This is a genomic window from Brevibacterium oceani (genome assembly GCF_017948325.1).
Classification (GTDB): Bacteria; Actinomycetota; Actinomycetes; order Actinomycetales; family Brevibacteriaceae; genus Brevibacterium; species Brevibacterium oceani.
Genome location: NZ_CP072846.1, coordinates 272,490 through 287,208 on the forward strand (window position 1 = coordinate 272,490; position 14,719 = coordinate 287,208).

14 protein-coding genes are annotated in these 14,719 nt (G+C 66.1%); 13 read left to right on the forward strand and 1 reads right to left on the reverse strand.

Annotation, left to right across the window (positions count from 1 at the left end):
- Window positions 1–46: 46 nt before the first annotated feature.
- On the reverse strand, window positions 47–1,306 hold the full coding sequence (locus tag J9314_RS01230; protein ID WP_210604105.1) for an MFS transporter: 1,260 nt from the start codon (window positions 1,304–1,306) through the stop codon (window positions 47–49).
- 85 nt (window positions 1,307–1,391) lie between these two features.
- Between J9314_RS01230 and J9314_RS01235 the strand changes: the two genes are divergently transcribed.
- The 13 genes from J9314_RS01235 (at window position 1,392) to J9314_RS01295 (ending at window position 14,716) form a co-directional block, all read left to right on the forward strand.
- Window positions 1,392–1,940, forward strand: coding sequence for a CGNR zinc finger domain-containing protein (locus J9314_RS01235; protein ID WP_210604106.1), 549 nt, complete (start codon window positions 1,392–1,394; stop codon window positions 1,938–1,940).
- Window positions 1,941–2,163: 223 nt separating this feature from the next.
- Window positions 2,164–3,624 carry an APC family permease gene (locus J9314_RS01240; protein WP_246490784.1) on the forward strand — a complete coding sequence of 487 codons (1,461 nt, stop codon included), beginning with the start codon at window positions 2,164–2,166 and terminating at the stop codon, window positions 3,622–3,624.
- Window positions 3,621–4,538 (forward strand): universal stress protein, encoded by a 918-nt coding sequence (locus J9314_RS01245; protein ID WP_210604108.1) that lies wholly within the window; start codon window positions 3,621–3,623, stop codon window positions 4,536–4,538. Before J9314_RS01240 ends, J9314_RS01245 begins: the two co-directional genes overlap by 4 nt.
- Before the next feature lie 321 nt (window positions 4,539–4,859).
- Entirely contained in the window at window positions 4,860–5,711 is an 852-nt protein-coding gene (locus J9314_RS01250) for a fumarylacetoacetate hydrolase family protein (protein ID WP_210604109.1), read from the forward strand.
- A 368-nt stretch (window positions 5,712–6,079) separates the two neighbouring features.
- Window positions 6,080–6,427, forward strand: coding sequence for a CobD/CbiB family protein (locus J9314_RS01255; protein ID WP_210604110.1), 348 nt, complete (start codon window positions 6,080–6,082; stop codon window positions 6,425–6,427).
- 1 nt (window position 6,428) lies between these two features.
- Window positions 6,429–7,877: a sodium:solute symporter family protein gene (locus tag J9314_RS01260; RefSeq protein WP_210604111.1), complete on the forward strand. Its 1,449-nt coding sequence runs from the start codon at window positions 6,429–6,431 to the stop codon at window positions 7,875–7,877.
- Window positions 7,878–8,047: 170 nt separating this feature from the next.
- Window positions 8,048–9,364, forward strand: a complete 1,317-nt coding sequence (locus J9314_RS01265; protein ID WP_210604112.1) for a CaiB/BaiF CoA transferase family protein — start codon at window positions 8,048–8,050, stop codon at window positions 9,362–9,364.
- Between the two features lies 1 nt (window position 9,365).
- Window positions 9,366–9,818 carry an acetyltransferase gene (locus J9314_RS01270; RefSeq protein ID WP_210604113.1) on the forward strand — a complete coding sequence of 151 codons (453 nt, stop codon included), beginning with the start codon at window positions 9,366–9,368 and terminating at the stop codon, window positions 9,816–9,818.
- 45 nt (window positions 9,819–9,863) lie between these two features.
- Window positions 9,864–10,430 (forward strand): dihydrofolate reductase family protein, encoded by a 567-nt coding sequence (locus J9314_RS01275; RefSeq protein ID WP_210604114.1) that lies wholly within the window; start codon window positions 9,864–9,866, stop codon window positions 10,428–10,430.
- Window positions 10,431–10,662: 232 nt separating this feature from the next.
- The gene (locus tag J9314_RS01280; RefSeq protein WP_210604115.1) at window positions 10,663–11,610 is read left to right on the forward strand and encodes a hydroxymethylglutaryl-CoA lyase; all 948 of its coding nucleotides are present in this window, start codon (window positions 10,663–10,665) and stop codon (window positions 11,608–11,610) included.
- Between the two features lies 1 nt (window position 11,611).
- On the forward strand, window positions 11,612–12,895 hold the full coding sequence (locus J9314_RS01285; RefSeq protein ID WP_210604116.1) for a CaiB/BaiF CoA transferase family protein: 1,284 nt from the start codon (window positions 11,612–11,614) through the stop codon (window positions 12,893–12,895).
- A 103-nt stretch (window positions 12,896–12,998) separates the two neighbouring features.
- On the forward strand, window positions 12,999–14,111 hold the full coding sequence (locus J9314_RS01290; protein ID WP_210604117.1) for a tripartite tricarboxylate transporter substrate binding protein: 1,113 nt from the start codon (window positions 12,999–13,001) through the stop codon (window positions 14,109–14,111).
- The gene (locus tag J9314_RS01295; protein ID WP_210604118.1) at window positions 14,108–14,716 is read left to right on the forward strand and encodes a tripartite tricarboxylate transporter TctB family protein; all 609 of its coding nucleotides are present in this window, start codon (window positions 14,108–14,110) and stop codon (window positions 14,714–14,716) included. The genes J9314_RS01290 and J9314_RS01295 overlap by 4 nt, the downstream gene beginning before the upstream one ends.
- Window positions 14,717–14,719 lie beyond the last annotated feature (3 nt).

Below are 14,719 nucleotides of genomic sequence, written 5' to 3' on the forward strand. Positions count from 1 at the left end.
ATCAACCAATTGGTTGAATGAAATCTACGGCGAAAACGTTCGCAAGTCAACCGCTAGGTTGAATAGATGTTGAGGGTGTTTCGTCTGCCGCCCGGACGATGCGCGTCCTGATCGCCGGCATCCTCATCGCGAACCATGCGCAGATGCCCAGCGCCACAAGGCTCTCGGCCCAGAACAGTGGGGTCAGCCCAAGCGTCTGGACGCCCAGGGCGCCCAGTGAGGCGCCCAGCGGGAGCGCGCCCCAGCTGATGACTCGAGAAGCGGAGTACACCCTTCCGATGAGATGAAGTGGTGTCGACTGTTGGCGGATGACTGCGACGATGATTCGCCACACGGTCGATCCGGCCCCCGCAACAATGATTCCGATCGCGATCACCGGCAGAGGTGCGTTGAGGGCGGCAGGGAGGGCAAGGCCGAGAGTTCCGACAGTGTCGATGAAGAGCAGCGAGGTCGACGAGAGTCGGGCCTGAAGGCGTTCGGTGAAGATCGAGGCGAGTATCCCGCCCGCGGCCATTCCGGTGAGGAGCAGTCCGTACGCTGCTGTGTCGAGGTCCAGCGGACCGGGCGACACGGCGTGGAGGACGAAGGTCGCCGACCAGGCTCCCCAGACGATGCTCATTCCTGCGGTCAGCAGTGTGAGTTCGCGCTGCAGTCGGTGGTTCCAGAGATAGCGGATGCCTTCGAGCACTTTCACGGGAGTGTGATGCAGGTCGACCGAGGCCCTTGGGTGTGGCGCCGCTGATCGTTGTGTTGCGCACATGAGTCCGATTGCCGCCAACGCCGCGAAGGCGTAGAGGCCGCCGCCCGAGGAGGAGGCGAGAATTCCGGTAGTTCCGATGAGCAGGCCTGCCAGCGGCGGCCCGGCGAGTTGGTTGTTGACGTTGATCGTCGCTTCGATTCTGGCATTGGCGGCGGTGAGATCGCGGCGATCCACGGTGCGCGGTATGCCGGCGATGAGGGCGGTGTCGACCAGAGTCTCGGCCGCGCCGAAGATGAAAGCTGTCGCCAGCGTCATGGCAAACACTGAGTTGTCGAGGCTGATGGCGACCGTGAGCGCGACGAGCGAGGCTGCTCTGGCCCCATTGACCATGGCAAGCAGGAGGTGCGGCGAGAGCCTGTCGACGACCCATCCCGCATGGAGGCCGAGCAGCGGCCATGCGATGGTGGCGGACGCGGTGACCATGGCGACTTCTCCGGGTTGCGCTCCCGCCGCGAGCGCGATGAGCGGCAGGGCGGTGATGGTGATTCCGTCACCGAGGTTGGCCAGGCCGGCACTTGTCCACAGCCAGCGGAATCGGACATTCATTGTAACCACCTAACTAGATATGACTGGTCAAGTCCTGTCAGCGGAACTTTACCAGTAAAAAAGCAGACAGTGGTAAAGTGTGTGTATGGAATTTGAGCATGTCGCCAATGCGCTCTGCCTCGAGCTGAGCAACTCGATCCCCGACAGGCGTCAGCCGAGCGACCGGGATTGGCTCCGAACGCCGAATGGGGCCAGAGATTGGGCGCAATCGCTGGACATCGAGTTGGCGGCGGTTCCGGGGTCCGAGGAACTTGATCGACTGAAGCGCCTGCGCGAATCCATTTTCGAGACCTTCGCTGCTCGGGCCACACTGTCAGAGGTGGGCGAAAGGTCTTTGGGGGTGATCTCGGCAGAACATGCTGCGGGTCTTCATCGCCACAGCTACACGAGCAGAGACGGAATGATCGAGAGGGACTGGCCTCGGCGATGGGACGCGGAATCATTGCTCGCGCTCTTCGCTGACTCCGCGATCACTGAACTGACCGGCAGTCGCCTGGATCGGCTGAAGCTGTGCCCGGGCTGCCACTGGCTCTTCTTCGACATGTCGCGCAACCGCAGTCGGCGCTGGTGTTCGATGCAGACGTGCGGGGGACGCGACAAAGCCCTGCGTCACTACCGCCGCACCCGAGCCTGACAGCGCATAGTCGACCCACCTCGGCGCCGGGGCCGCAATGCCACGGGCGCCCGAAATCTGCGACAGAATCCTTCCGGCTCACGCGCAACCTCGCCAGAATCGACGTAAGGTCGCTCATAGCGGGTGCCGCCTCGGAGCTCGCCGGCAGTGACGCCGCCCACCGATGAGAACCACCTGCCGTGCGCGGACCCACAGCGCCCGACGACGAAGTCTGGAGACGATGATGCCCACCCTGCGACAGCAGCTGTTTCGGACCAAACCGGTCCCACGGCAGAAGGAAGATGTCGAGACCGACCTCAAACGGACGATCGGTCTGTTCTCGCTGACGATGGTCGGCGTCGGATCGACGATCGGCACCGGCATCTTCTTCATCCTCTCCGAGTCCGTGCCCGTGGCGGGCCCCGCCGTGATCTGGTCGTTCGTCATCGCCGGTCTCGTCGCTGGCCTCGCGGTCATCTGCTATGCCGAACTCGCCGGCTCCGTCCCTGTCTCCGGATCCTCGTACTCCTACGCCTATGCCACGCTCGGCGAGCTGCCGGCGATGGGTGTGGCCGCGTGCCTCCTCCTCGAATACGGGGTCGCCGGTGCCGCGGTCGCCGTCGGCTGGTCGCAGTACGTCAACCAGCTGCTGTTCAACCTCTTCGGCTTCCAGATACCGCACGCCCTGGCCTATGCACCCGAGGAGGGCGGAATCGTCAACCTGCCGGCGATCCTCCTGCTCGCGATGTGCTGCTTCCTGCTGGTGCGCGGCACCGGCGAATCCATCGTCGTCAACGCGGTCATGGTGTGTCTGAAGATCGGCGTTCTCATCTTCTTCATCTGCGTCGGAGTGACCGGCTGGGACTCGAATAACTTCGCGGACTTCGCGCCCTTCGGCATCTCCGGCGTCGTCGCCGGCTCCGGCCTGATCTTCTTCAGCTACGTCGGCATGGACGCCGTCGCCACCGCCGGTGATGAGACGAAGAACCCGAAGAAGACGATGCCCAGAGCCCTCATCGCAGCCCTCATCATCGTCACCTCCGTCTACGTCCTCGTCGCCGTCGCTGCGCTCTCGGCTCAGCCGTGGGAGAAGTTCGAAGGCCAGACGGCCGGCCTGTCCGCCATCCTCGAGGCCATCGTCGGCTCCCAGTGGCCCGGCACGATCGTCGCCGCCGGCGCCGTGATCTCGATCTTCTCCGTCACCCTGGTCTCCATCTACGGCCAATCGCGCATCCTGTTCACGATGGCCGGCGACGGAATGATGCCCAAGCTCTTCCGCGACGTCAATTCCCGCACACTCACCCCGGTCAAGGGCACGATCGCCGTGAGCCTCGTCGTCGCGATCCTCGCCGGGTTCATCCCACTGAACTTCCTCGCCGAGATGACCTCGATCGGCACCCTCGTCGCCTTCGTCGTCGTGTCCCTGGCCGTGATCATCCTCCGGGTACGCGAACCGAACCTCGAGCGCGGCTTCAAGGTCCCGTTCTATCCCGTCCTGCCGGTCCTGTCGATCATCGGCTGCTTCTGGATCATCTCGAGCCTGCAACTGATCACCATCGTCGTCTTCGTCGTCTGGACCGCCTTCATCCTCGGCCTCTACTTCGTCTTCGGCCGCAAGTCCTCCGTCCTCGGCAAGCAGCTCGCCGAGGCGGGGCGACCTGACACCGGCCCCACCGATTCCGACTCCACAGGAGGAGAGAAATGAGCATCGTCGTCGGCATCGCACCAGGTCAGGACAACCGAGCCGCCATCGAGCTCGGCATCGTCCTCGCCCGCACCTATGAGCGCCGGATCGTCGCGACCGCCGTCGACTCCTCCGCCTTCCCGATGGCCCCCGTGCACTTCGAGGGGCAGTACGCGAAGAGATTCCGGAAGGTCGCCGAGGCGGCCCTCGACGAAGCGCGCACGCTCATTCCCGCTGACATCGAGTCCGAAGTCGTGCTGCACGAAGCCCGGTCATCCCGCCGGGGACTGCTCGAGATGTGCGCGAAGGCCGGAGCCTATCGCCTCGTCGTCGGTCCGGCCGCCGACGGCAATGAGGGTCGGATTGCTCTCGGGTCGGTCTCGAACGGACTGCTGCACAGCGCCCGCCTGCCGGTGGCGCTGGCCCCGGCCGGTTTCACCGCATCGGAGGGAGCGCGGCTGAAGCGGATCACGGCCGCGTATTCGGGGTCGTCCACCTCGGCGGACCTCATCCTCGGTGCGGCTATGGTCTCGGCGCAGTCGGACGTGCCGTTTCGCATCGCGTCGTTTGCGCCGCGCTCTAGGGTGGTCGCGTCCGCGAACGTCCCGTTCGATATGGAGTCGAGTGTCATCGACGAGTGGACGTCGGCCATTCAGCGCGACACGGACAAGATCCTGTGCTCGATCGAGCAGCTGCACATCAAGCCTGGTGAGACCGATGTGGTGGTGGGCACCGGAGCGAACTGGGCTTCGGCGCTCACTGCTGTGGAATGGGAGCACCCTGAGGTGATGATGCTCGGCTCCTCGGGCCTCGGCACGCTCAAGCGAGTCTCGCTGGGCAGCCATGCGATGCGGATCCTCCAGCACTCACCGGTGCCGGTCGTCGTCGTGCCCCGGCGGGCGAAAGCCGACTATATGCGGCAGGACACCGTGTAAGCGTCTGGCGCCGAGTCGACCCGTCGCCGGCACGTCCTCCCGTCGCTGGCTCGTCCTCCCGTTCGCACCGCATCCCTCACCAGTAGCGACTCGACCTCCTGTAGGAGCGCGCGGTTGTGCCGCGAATGGTGAGGCGTGCTTGAGGGCCGCGCCCAGCATTGGGATCGGGCCAGGCTGTGGCGAACGGTGACCCCGGCGGCTGCGCCGATCGCCGCACGCCAAGTGTCCATTACTTGAACGGTTCCAATTTAATGTGTTGGTTTTCGTTACCGTGGCCGCAGGTCACAACGATGTGGCCGACTGACAGTAGAGAGGAACCGTATGGAACTGCTGCGCTTGGGGCCGCCCGAACACGAGATTCCGGTGGTCCGCGACGACCGAGTCTGCTTCGACCTTCGCCCACTGACTGACGACATCGACCCGGCATTCTTCGCCACCGGAGGCATCGCTCGGGTGCGGGACGCACTCGACACCGGTGAGCTGGAAGAACTCGACGGAGCCGCAGAAATGCGCATCGGCGCACCGCTGACCAGGCCGTCTGCGATCGTGTGCGTGGGCATGAACTACGCCGCACATGCCAGAGAAGCCGGTGCCGAGCCGCCCGAGCGCCCCGTCATCTTCTTCAAGATGCCCTCGACGCTCTCCGGGCCCACCGACACGATCGAGTTGCCACCGTACGCGACAAAGGCCGATTGGGAGGTCGAGCTGGGAGTGGTCATCGGCGCGCGAGCCTACAGAGTCGCCTCGGCGGAGGAGGGACTCGACCATGTCGCCGGCTATGTGCTCGCCAACGATCTGTCCGAACGTCGCCTCCAGATCGAGGAGTCCGGCGGACAGTGGTCGAAGGGCAAGAACCTGCCCGGGTTCACCCCGTTGGGGCCGTGGATCAGCTCCGCCGCAGAGGTGGACCCAGGCGACCTGCGACTGCGCAGTTGGGTCAACGGTGAGGTCAGACAGGACTCATCGACGAGTGACCTGATCTTCTCCGTCGGAGAGATCATCCATCAGCTCAGTCAGGCGATGGCCTTCGAGCCCGGTGACGTCATCCTCACCGGCACCCCGCAAGGCGTAGCGATGTCCGGAAAGTACCCATACTTGGCCGACGGCGATGTCGTCGAGCTCGAGATCGAAGGTCTCGGGCGGCACAGGCAGGTTGTCACCGTCACGGAGTGAAAATCGTCCCGCCCGCGGGTGCGGGCTGTGAATGCGACGAGCGGCGCACCGAGGTGGTGCGCCGCTCGTGTGCTCGATCAACGTCAGTGTGATGTCGTCAGAGCCTGGTGCTGATGTGGGTCAGCGGTTCTGGCCGAATCCGCCCTGTTGGCCACCGGCCTGTCCGCCCTGCTGGTAAAGCCGCAGCTGCCGTTCAACCAACACAACTTCTCAACGCGACTTTGCTTTCTGCGGCATTTCGAGACCGCCTCGGCGCGGTAGTGGAGAGAAGATGGATGTGGTCTGAACCACGGTGGACGGACCGCCGACCGAGCAGACCGGCCGAACAAACCGGCCCAGCGACCGGCCGAACGAGTGCGGGAGACACAATGAGCACAGCCAATACCGACTCACAACGGGTCACGAAGGGACGCGTGACGATGTGGGTGGTCCTCTGCCTCATCCCGGTGATCGCCGCCTTCGTCCTCCAGTGGCTGCCGATCTTCAACGGCCCCCACCTGTTCCTCGGACTGCCGACCATCCTGTGGTGGACCTGCATCCCCGGCAGCCTCCTCGTCACGGGGATCCTCCTCATCATCGAGAAGACCCGTCCCGACCTCGAACGACAGAGCCACCTCGACGACCTTGCCCTCGAAGAGGCCGAACGGCTCGACACGACCGAGACCGACGAACCCGCCGTCACCCGAAAGCGCGAAGGCAACGGAGGGGAGGCCTGAGATGAGCACCGTCGAAATCGTCACACTCGCAGGCATCGTCCTCGTCGCTATCCTCGGCTTCATCGGCCGTAAGAAGCCGAACGCCGACCTCTCCGAATGGACCGTCGGCGGCCGACGCTTCGGCGTGGCCACTACCTGGCTGCTCCAAGCCGGCGAGACCTTCACGACCTTCACCTTCCTCGGCACCGCGGGACTCGTCGTCTCCGGAGGGGCCGCCGCCTTCTACTCGATGCCCTACGTGCCGCTCGGCTACCTGGTCCTCTACTTCATCGGCCCGAAGATCTGGCGCATGGCCAAGGCCCGCGGACACCTCACTCAGGCCGACTTCCTCGAGCACAGCTACTCCTCGCGCACCCTCGGCGTCATCGCCGGAGTCTGCGGAGTCGTCTTCCTGCTGCCCTACCTGCAGCTGCAGATCACCGGGCTCGGACTCATCGTCCAACTCGTCACCGGCAATCGCACCACCGGGGTGTGGTCGATGGTCATCGCCTTCATCCTCGTCGTCGCCTTCGTCCTGTGGTCGGGCCTGCGCGGAGTCGCCACGACGGCCTACTTCAAAGACGCACTCATGCTCGTCATGCTCTTCGTCGTCTGCATCTCGATCCCCATCCACTTCACCGGCGGTTTCACCACCGTCTTCGACACCGTCGCCGCCACCATGCCGGACCTTCTGAGCGTCCACGGCACCGAGGAATACGGCATCCCCTGGTATATCTCGAACATGGCGATCAGCGCCATCGGCGTGGCCTTCGTGACCCTGCCGCACATGTGGCCGCCGATCCTCGCGGCCCGCAGCTCCCGGGTGCTGCGGCAGAACTACCTGTGGCTGCCGATCTACAACACCTTCATCGTCCTGCCGCTCATCGTCGGCTATGTGGCCGTCGTCATCCTCGGCCGCAACACCGACGCCGACTCCGCGCTGCTCCACCTCGCGGGGCAGATGTTCCCCGACTGGGTCATCGGCATCCTCGCCGTCGCCGGCATCACGACGGCCATGGTGCCCTCGGCCGCGCTGCTCATCGGCATCTCGACGCTGGCCTCGCGCAATGTCTTCCGCATCAAGTCCGAACGCCACCAGTTCACGGCCACGCAGATCATCGTCGTCGTCGCCACCGGACTGTCGCTGCTGCTGGCCATCGTGATGCCCGATCTGCTCGCGAATCTGCTGCTGCTGACGTTCTCCGGCCTCGACCAGTTGGCCCCGGCGATCGCCGCGGCTCTCTTCTTCCGCGGCCGCCTCAGCGTCAATTCGATCATCGCCGGCCTCGCCGCGGGCCTCATCGTCGTCATCGCCTACACCTTCTGGCTGCCCCTGCCCTGGGCGATCAGCGAAGGAATCATCGGCCTCGGCGTCAACATCGTGGTCGTCGCGATCTGCGAAGCCGTGCGTGCCGGTGTCGGTCGGAACCGTACGCACGCACCGTCGGAGACTCTCGGTCAGCGCGCATAAGTTTCGGTGCAGGTCGACGGTGGGCAACCTCGGCGAGGTGGGTCTGCCGATCATCTGAGGATGCGAATATGTGCGCCGAGGCGGTCCGCACCTGGCACCATAGGAGGACCGACCTGCCCGCCGCACCGATCCACGCACGACTAGGTCCACGCACGACTAGGAGCATCGTTATGAGCACGCGCCGACTTCCCCTCACCGGTGTGCGAGTCCTCGAACTCGGCAATTACATCGCCGCGCCGACTGCCGGGCGGATGCTCGCCGACTTCGGCGCCGAGGTGATCAAGGTCGAGAGGCCCGGCACCGGCGATGAGCTGCGCAATTGGCGACTCAAGGCCGGGGGCACCTCGATGCTCTACCGCACGATCAACCGCAACAAGAAGTCCGTCGTGCTCGACCTGCGCAGCGACGAAGGCCGGGAGGCCGTGCTCGAACTCGTCCGCCGCTCGGACATCCTGCTGGAGAACTTCCGCCCCGGCACCCTCGAGAAGTGGGGGCTCGGCCCGGACGTCCTCGAAGCCGCCAACCCCGACCTCGTGCTCGTGCGGATCTCCGCGTTCGGGCAGACCGGCCCGATGTCGGCCCGCCCCGGATTCGCGGCCGTGGCCGAGGGCTACTCCGGGTTCCGCGAGCTCGTCGGCGACCCCGACCGCCCACCCGTACGTGTGGGCATCTCGATCGGCGATTCGATCGCCGGAATGCAGGCCGCGTTCGGTGCCGTGATGATGCTCTTCGACCGGCAGCGACAGAAGATCGCCGGAGCCGCCGAGGCGGTCGTCGGGTCCGCGCACGGATTCGAAGGGGAGAGCCCGCTGTCCGAGCGGACCGTGGACGTGGCGCTCAACGAGGCGATGTTCTCCATGATGGAATCCCTCGTCCCCGACTACTCCGCCTTCGGGGAGATCCGCACCCGCACCGGGGGTCGGATGGAGGGCATCGCGCCCTCGAACGGCTACCTCTGCGCGGGTGGGAAATCCGTGGTCATCGCCGGCAACGGGGACGGAATCTTCGGCCGGCTGATGACCGCGATCGACCGGTCCGACCTCGCCGAGGATGCCGAACTGCAGACGAATGCCGGACGCTGGGATCGGCGTGAGGAACTCGACGAGGCGATCGGGGCCTGGTGTGCGCAGCGTTCGGTTGAGGACGTGGTGGAGGTCTTGGAGGAGGCCGGCGTTCCGGCCGGCCCGATCTACACCGCCGAGGACCTCGTCGCCGACGAGCAGCTGGCCGCGCGCGGAATGATCCAGCACCACGACGTCTCAACCGGGGAGGAGATGCTCGAAGACGTCGCCTTCCCCGGAATCACCCCGGTCATCGGCGGCGAATCGATCGCCATCGACCACCTCGGACCCGATCTGGGAGAGCACACCGAAGAAGTGCTGTCGTGGCTGGGGCTGAAGTCGGCCGCACAGGGTGATGCGGATGTCGGCGCCGACTCGGATGGGAACGCTGCAGACGCCGATGGTGCCGACGGTGACGGGGACTGATATGACTGATCTCAGGCTTCGACCTGCGGCGGGGCGTTCTGACGACCCTGCACTCGTGGCGATCTGGCGCAGTGCCGTCGACGCCACGCATGACTTCTTGTCGGATATCGACCGCGACGAGATCGAAAAGCATCTGGCGGCAGATTACTTTCCGGCCGTGAGGCTCACGGTCGCGGAAATCGACGGCCGACCGGTGGGCTTCTCCGGGGTCGTCGACGGGGACCTGGCCATGCTCTTCATCGACGCCCATGAACGGGGCCGGGGGATCGGCACCGCACTGCTCGACCGCGCGATCGAGCACGACGATGTGGCCACGGTCGACGTCAACGAGCAGAACACCTCGGCGGTGGGGTTCTACCTGCACCGAGGATTCGAAGTCATCGGGCGCAGCGAGACCGATGAGGCCGGGCGGCCCTATCCGCTGCTGCACATGAGGTTGGCTGACGGCGGCTGAAATCGACCCTGTCGGCGAGGGCGGAACAGGTCTACTCTTGGGCTCATGGGCGAGCTCATGTACTCGATCAATGTCACCGTCGACGGCTGCTGCGACCATCGCGTCGGGCTCATCAGCGAGGAGCTGCACCGGCACCACGCGGACAACCTCGCCCGTGCCGACGGTCTGATCTTCGGGCGCACCACCTACGAGATGATGGAAGACGCATGGCGACAGCCGTCTGGATCCGTGCGGCAAGCGGAGTCCGCGACCCCGCCGGAGGATCTCGATCCGTTCGTCGCCGCCATCGACCCGGCCCGCAAATATCTCGTCTCCTCCACGCGGGAGACCGCCGAGTGGAACACCGAGATCATCCGCGGCGACCTCGCCCAGACGATCCGTCGACTCAAGGACGAATCGGAGACCGGCCTCGTCGTCGGGGGAGTGACGCTGCCGCGCAGACTCGCCGAACTCGGGCTCATCGACGTCTTCGAATTCGTCGTCCACCCCATGATCGCCGGGCACGGTCCCTACGTATTCGCCGGTCTCGCCGACGTCGTCGACCTGGTCCCCGATGGGCGCAGCGAGCTGGCCTCCGGGCACGCAGTCCTGCGGTTCCGCCCGAGGCGCTGAACCGATAGGCCCACGGGGTCCCGATACGCCGGACCCATTGAGCCCCAGCACGCCAGACCTGTTGAGTCCCGTTAACCGGGAACCATGACCCTCAATACCGCTTGTGTTCTCACATACCGGGCAGGTTGCCTATCGCACATCCTCCGACCTGTAGTAACAATGGGAACAGTCGCGCATCGCCGCGCGGCGAAAGACCCTTCCCGCTCATCGGGAAGATGCCAGAAGGAGTCCCATGGCCAGGCCCACCACCGTCGACATCCTCGACACCACCCTGCGCGACGGTCTGCAGATCGAGAAGGCCATCGTGCCCACCGAGGTCAAGGTCGCGCTCGCCGAGAAGCTCATCGCCGCGGGGCTGACCCACATCGAAGTCGGATCCTTCGTCAATCCGAAGAAGGTCCCGCAGATGGCCGACACCGACGAACTCCTGCGCCGCCTTGCCCCGCATGTGGCCGACGGGGTCGAGTTCTACTCCCTCGTCTTCAACCTCAAGGGCGCCCAGCGTGCCGTCGACGCCGGTGCGAAGAACATCAAGCTCGTCCTCTCCGCCTCCGAGGGACACTCGAAAGCGAATTCCGATGCCTCCATCGCCGAGGCGTCCGACCGGCTCATGGATGCCGCGAACTTCGCTCGTGACCAGGGACTGCGCTTCGACATCACGACCGCTGTGAGCTTCATCTGCCCGTTCGACGGCATCACCGAGGCGAGCCACCTCGTCGAGGTCCTCCGTCCCTTCGTCGATGCCGGCGCCCATGGCATCGGCGTGGCCGACACCATCGGCAACGCCAGTCCCTCACTCGTCCGCCGCAACACCTCGGCCGTCCTCGACGCTTTCCCCGACAAACCGGTCAACCTCCATCTCCACGACACGTACAACTTCGGCATGGCCAACGTCATCGCCGCCCTCGATCTGGGGATCGCGCACTTCGACGCGGCGATGGGCGGCCTCGGCGGCTGCCCGTTCGCACCCGGCGCGGCCGGCAACATCGGCACCGACGACCTCGTCCACCTCCTCCACCGCGAAGGTGTCGCCACCGGCGTCGAGGTCGAGGCCCTCACCGAGGTGCGCGCGCCCCTCATCGAGGCCGTCGGCCACGGACTGACCTCGAGCCTGTCCGACATCCCCGCCACCCCCGCGGCCTTCGACGGCCGGTTCGCCTCCGCCTGGGCGAGGGATTGACATGAGCACCGAGGCGACCCGCACCGAGGCGGCTGCCCCCACCGAGGCGACCGGCGCCACCCGTACTGGCCCGGCCCAGGCCCAGCCGACCCCCGAACCGCTTCCGCTGGCCGGCATCCGCGTCATCGAGTTCTCGCACATGGTCATGGGACCGAGCTGCGGGATGATGCTCGCCGACCTCGGCGCCGAGGTGATCAAGGTCGAACCCCGCGGAGCCGGCGACAAGACGCGCTACCTGCCCGGCTCCGGATCCGGGCTGTTCCCCGCGTTCAACCGCAACAAACACAGCGTGCAGCTCGACATCGCCGAGGCGGCCGACCGTCACCGCGTCCTCGACCTCATCGATTCCGCCGACGTCCTCCTCGAGAACTTCCGCGTCGGCAAGATGGACTCCATGGGGTACGGATACGACGAGCTCTCCGCCCGCAACCCGCGCCTCATCTACTGCTCGCTCAAGGGGTTCCTCTCCGGACCGTACGGCAATCGAGCCGCCCTCGACGAGGTCGTGCAGATGCTCGGGGGACTGGCCTATATGACCGGCCCGCCCGGCCAGCCGCTGCGCGCCGGCGCCAGCGTCAACGACATCATGGGCGGCATGTTCGGCGTCATCGGCATCCAGTCGGCCCTGCGAGTCCGCGAGACCACCGGACGCGGCAAACTCATCAATTCCGCACTGTTCGAGAACAACGCGTTCCTCGTCGGCACCCACATGGCCCAGGCCCAGCTCAGCGGGCAGCCACCCCGACCGATGCCGACGAGGCAGGCCACCTGGGCCGTCTACGACATCTTCCGCGACGCCGCGGACAATCAGGTCTTCGTCGCCGCGGTCTCCGACGGACAGTGGCGCGACCTCTGCGACGAGTTCGGACTCAGCGGCCTCGCCGCGGACCCGGACATGCTGACCAACCAGGGGCGAGTCGACCAACGCGACCGCATCCACCGCGAACTCCAGACGGCACTGTCGAACCTGACGCTGGCCGAGATCGAAGACAAGTGCACTCGTCGCGGGCTGCCCGTCGCCCCCGTCAACACCCCCGCCGACCTCACCGACGACCCGCACCTTGTGGCCTCGGGTGCGCTGGCGAGGACCGGGCTGCCGACCGGCGCCAGCGTCGACGTGCCGCTGCTGCCGCTGACCTTCGACGGACGCCGGCTCGGCCTGCGCAGCGACGTGCCCGAACCCGGCCGACACAACGCCTACTACCGCGACGGCCCCACCGTGCCGACCGGGCCCCCGGTCGATGGGCGGGAATCGACCGGCCCACCGCACCATCACCACCCCTGAAGCCACCACCCCACGTGATGGCACAGCCGCACAGGATGGCATGGCACCACCGCAACGCACGACAAGAACCGAAACCACAACTGAACACACAAGGGGACAACTCATGCGATCAACGACGATCACACGCACACGCAGGGCCGCCTCGGCGAAGATGGACGGGACCACCTCGGCGAATGAGGGCGCCGCCGCCTCGGCGGGGCGGGGACCACTGAACCACCGCAGGCGAGCGGTCGCGTTCGGGGCCGCGCTCGCCACCGTCGCCCTCGTCGCCACCGGATGCGGCAACAAGGCGCAGCCCCCGGGCGAGGGCGGGGACTACCCGAAGGGACCGGTGACGGTCACGGCCCCGGCCGAACCCGGCTCCGGCTGGGACACCACCGCCCGCGCGATGACCGAGGCGCTGCAGAAGGACGACATCGTCTCCACCCCGCTTCCGGTGCAGAACAAGCCCGGCGGCACCGGCTGCTCGTGGATCACCTCGATGATGCAGCAGGAGAAGGGCAAGGACGACCAGATCGCCATCACCTCCCTGGCCAGCCAGACGATGAAGGCCCGCGGACTGTGCAAGTACGGCCCGCAGGACACGACCCTCATCGCCACCCTCTACGTCGAGGACTTCATGGTGGTCACGCCGAAGGACGGGGACTTCAAAGACCTCGACGCCCTGGTCAAGGCGCTCAAAGACGACCCGCAGAAGGTCACCGTGGCAGCCGCAGGAGACGACACCCTGCCCTTCGCGCTGTTCGCCAAGGAAGCCGGCGTCGACCCGGCCGACATCAACTTCGTCAACTACGACGGCGGCGGCGAGCAGACCACGGCCATGCTCAACGGGGACGCGAAGGTCGCGATCGCCGGCATGAGCGAGTTTCGCTCCGTGCTCGAATCCGGAGACATCAAACCGCTGGTCACCTTCGCCGAGAAACCCCTGGCCCCACCCTTCGACGATGTCCCCACAGCCAAGGACTCCGGCTACGACGTCACCCTCGGCAACTGGCGCGGCGTCTTCGGCCCCGCCGACATGCCAGACGAGGCCGTGGACTACTGGGCCAAGGCGCTCGAGGACATGAGCAAGTCCGACACCTGGCAGGACACCCTGAAGAAGAACCAGTGGGCCGCCGAATTCAGCACCGGAGACGACGCCCAGACCTACGTCGACGACGCGGCGAAGACGGTCGAGGAAGGCGTCAAGGAGACCGACCTGGGCAACAGCAAATGACCGCGCACCGCACCGACCTCATCACCGGAATCGCCATCGCCGTCATCGGCGCGGTCTACTACATCGCGACGTTCTCCATTCAGGAGACCGCGAACATCGTCACTCCGCGCACCTTCCCCGCGATCGTCGGCATCGCCCTCATCGTGCTCGGCCTCTTCCTTGCAGGTCAGGCCGTGTATCACCACCGGAAGTCCACCCTCGCCGAGGTGGGGGCCGGGGGCGGTGGGGCCGCCTCGGTGGGTGAGGGCGCGGAGAGGAGCGCCACCTCGGTGAGGGGATCGTCGTCGGCATCCGACGATACTGACGGCTCGGACGGTGAGGTCGGCTCGGAGGGTGGGGGCGGCGGGGTCGTCCTCGAGGCGCCGCCCGAGCCGCCGGCGCGGAAGGTCGTGTTTCAGTTCGCGCTCTTCTTCGTCTACCTGGCGATCCTCATCCCGGTCGGCTTCCTGCTCTCCACGGCAGCGTTCCTCATGGGGCTGACCAGCATCTACGCACCGGAGAAATGGATCCGCAATCTCATCTTCTCCGTCGCCTTCGCCGCGGTCATCTATGTGGCTTTCGTCTACGGGCTCGCGGTGTACCTGCCCGTCGGGATCCTGGGTTAGGGG

Bases quoted from the DNA above. Each gene is read 5' to 3' on its own strand.
- J9314_RS01230 (WP_210604105.1), bottom strand. From the start codon at position 1,306: ATGAATGTCCGATTCCGCTGGCTGTGGACAAGTGCCGGCCTGGCCAAC.
- J9314_RS01235 (WP_210604106.1), top strand. From the start codon at position 1,392: ATGGAATTTGAGCATGTCGCCAATGCGCTCTGCCTCGAGCTGAGCAAC.
- J9314_RS01240 (WP_246490784.1), top strand. From the start codon at position 2,164: ATGCCCACCCTGCGACAGCAGCTGTTTCGGACCAAACCGGTCCCACGG.
- J9314_RS01245 (WP_210604108.1), top strand. From the start codon at position 3,621: ATGAGCATCGTCGTCGGCATCGCACCAGGTCAGGACAACCGAGCCGCC.
- J9314_RS01250 (WP_210604109.1), top strand. From the start codon at position 4,860: ATGGAACTGCTGCGCTTGGGGCCGCCCGAACACGAGATTCCGGTGGTC.
- J9314_RS01255 (WP_210604110.1), top strand. From the start codon at position 6,080: ATGAGCACAGCCAATACCGACTCACAACGGGTCACGAAGGGACGCGTG.
- J9314_RS01260 (WP_210604111.1), top strand. From the start codon at position 6,429: ATGAGCACCGTCGAAATCGTCACACTCGCAGGCATCGTCCTCGTCGCT.
- J9314_RS01265 (WP_210604112.1), top strand. From the start codon at position 8,048: ATGAGCACGCGCCGACTTCCCCTCACCGGTGTGCGAGTCCTCGAACTC.
- J9314_RS01270 (WP_210604113.1), top strand. From the start codon at position 9,366: ATGACTGATCTCAGGCTTCGACCTGCGGCGGGGCGTTCTGACGACCCT.
- J9314_RS01275 (WP_210604114.1), top strand. From the start codon at position 9,864: ATGGGCGAGCTCATGTACTCGATCAATGTCACCGTCGACGGCTGCTGC.
- J9314_RS01280 (WP_210604115.1), top strand. From the start codon at position 10,663: ATGGCCAGGCCCACCACCGTCGACATCCTCGACACCACCCTGCGCGAC.
- J9314_RS01285 (WP_210604116.1), top strand. From the start codon at position 11,612: ATGAGCACCGAGGCGACCCGCACCGAGGCGGCTGCCCCCACCGAGGCG.
- J9314_RS01290 (WP_210604117.1), top strand. From the start codon at position 12,999: ATGCGATCAACGACGATCACACGCACACGCAGGGCCGCCTCGGCGAAG.
- J9314_RS01295 (WP_210604118.1), top strand. From the start codon at position 14,108: ATGACCGCGCACCGCACCGACCTCATCACCGGAATCGCCATCGCCGTC.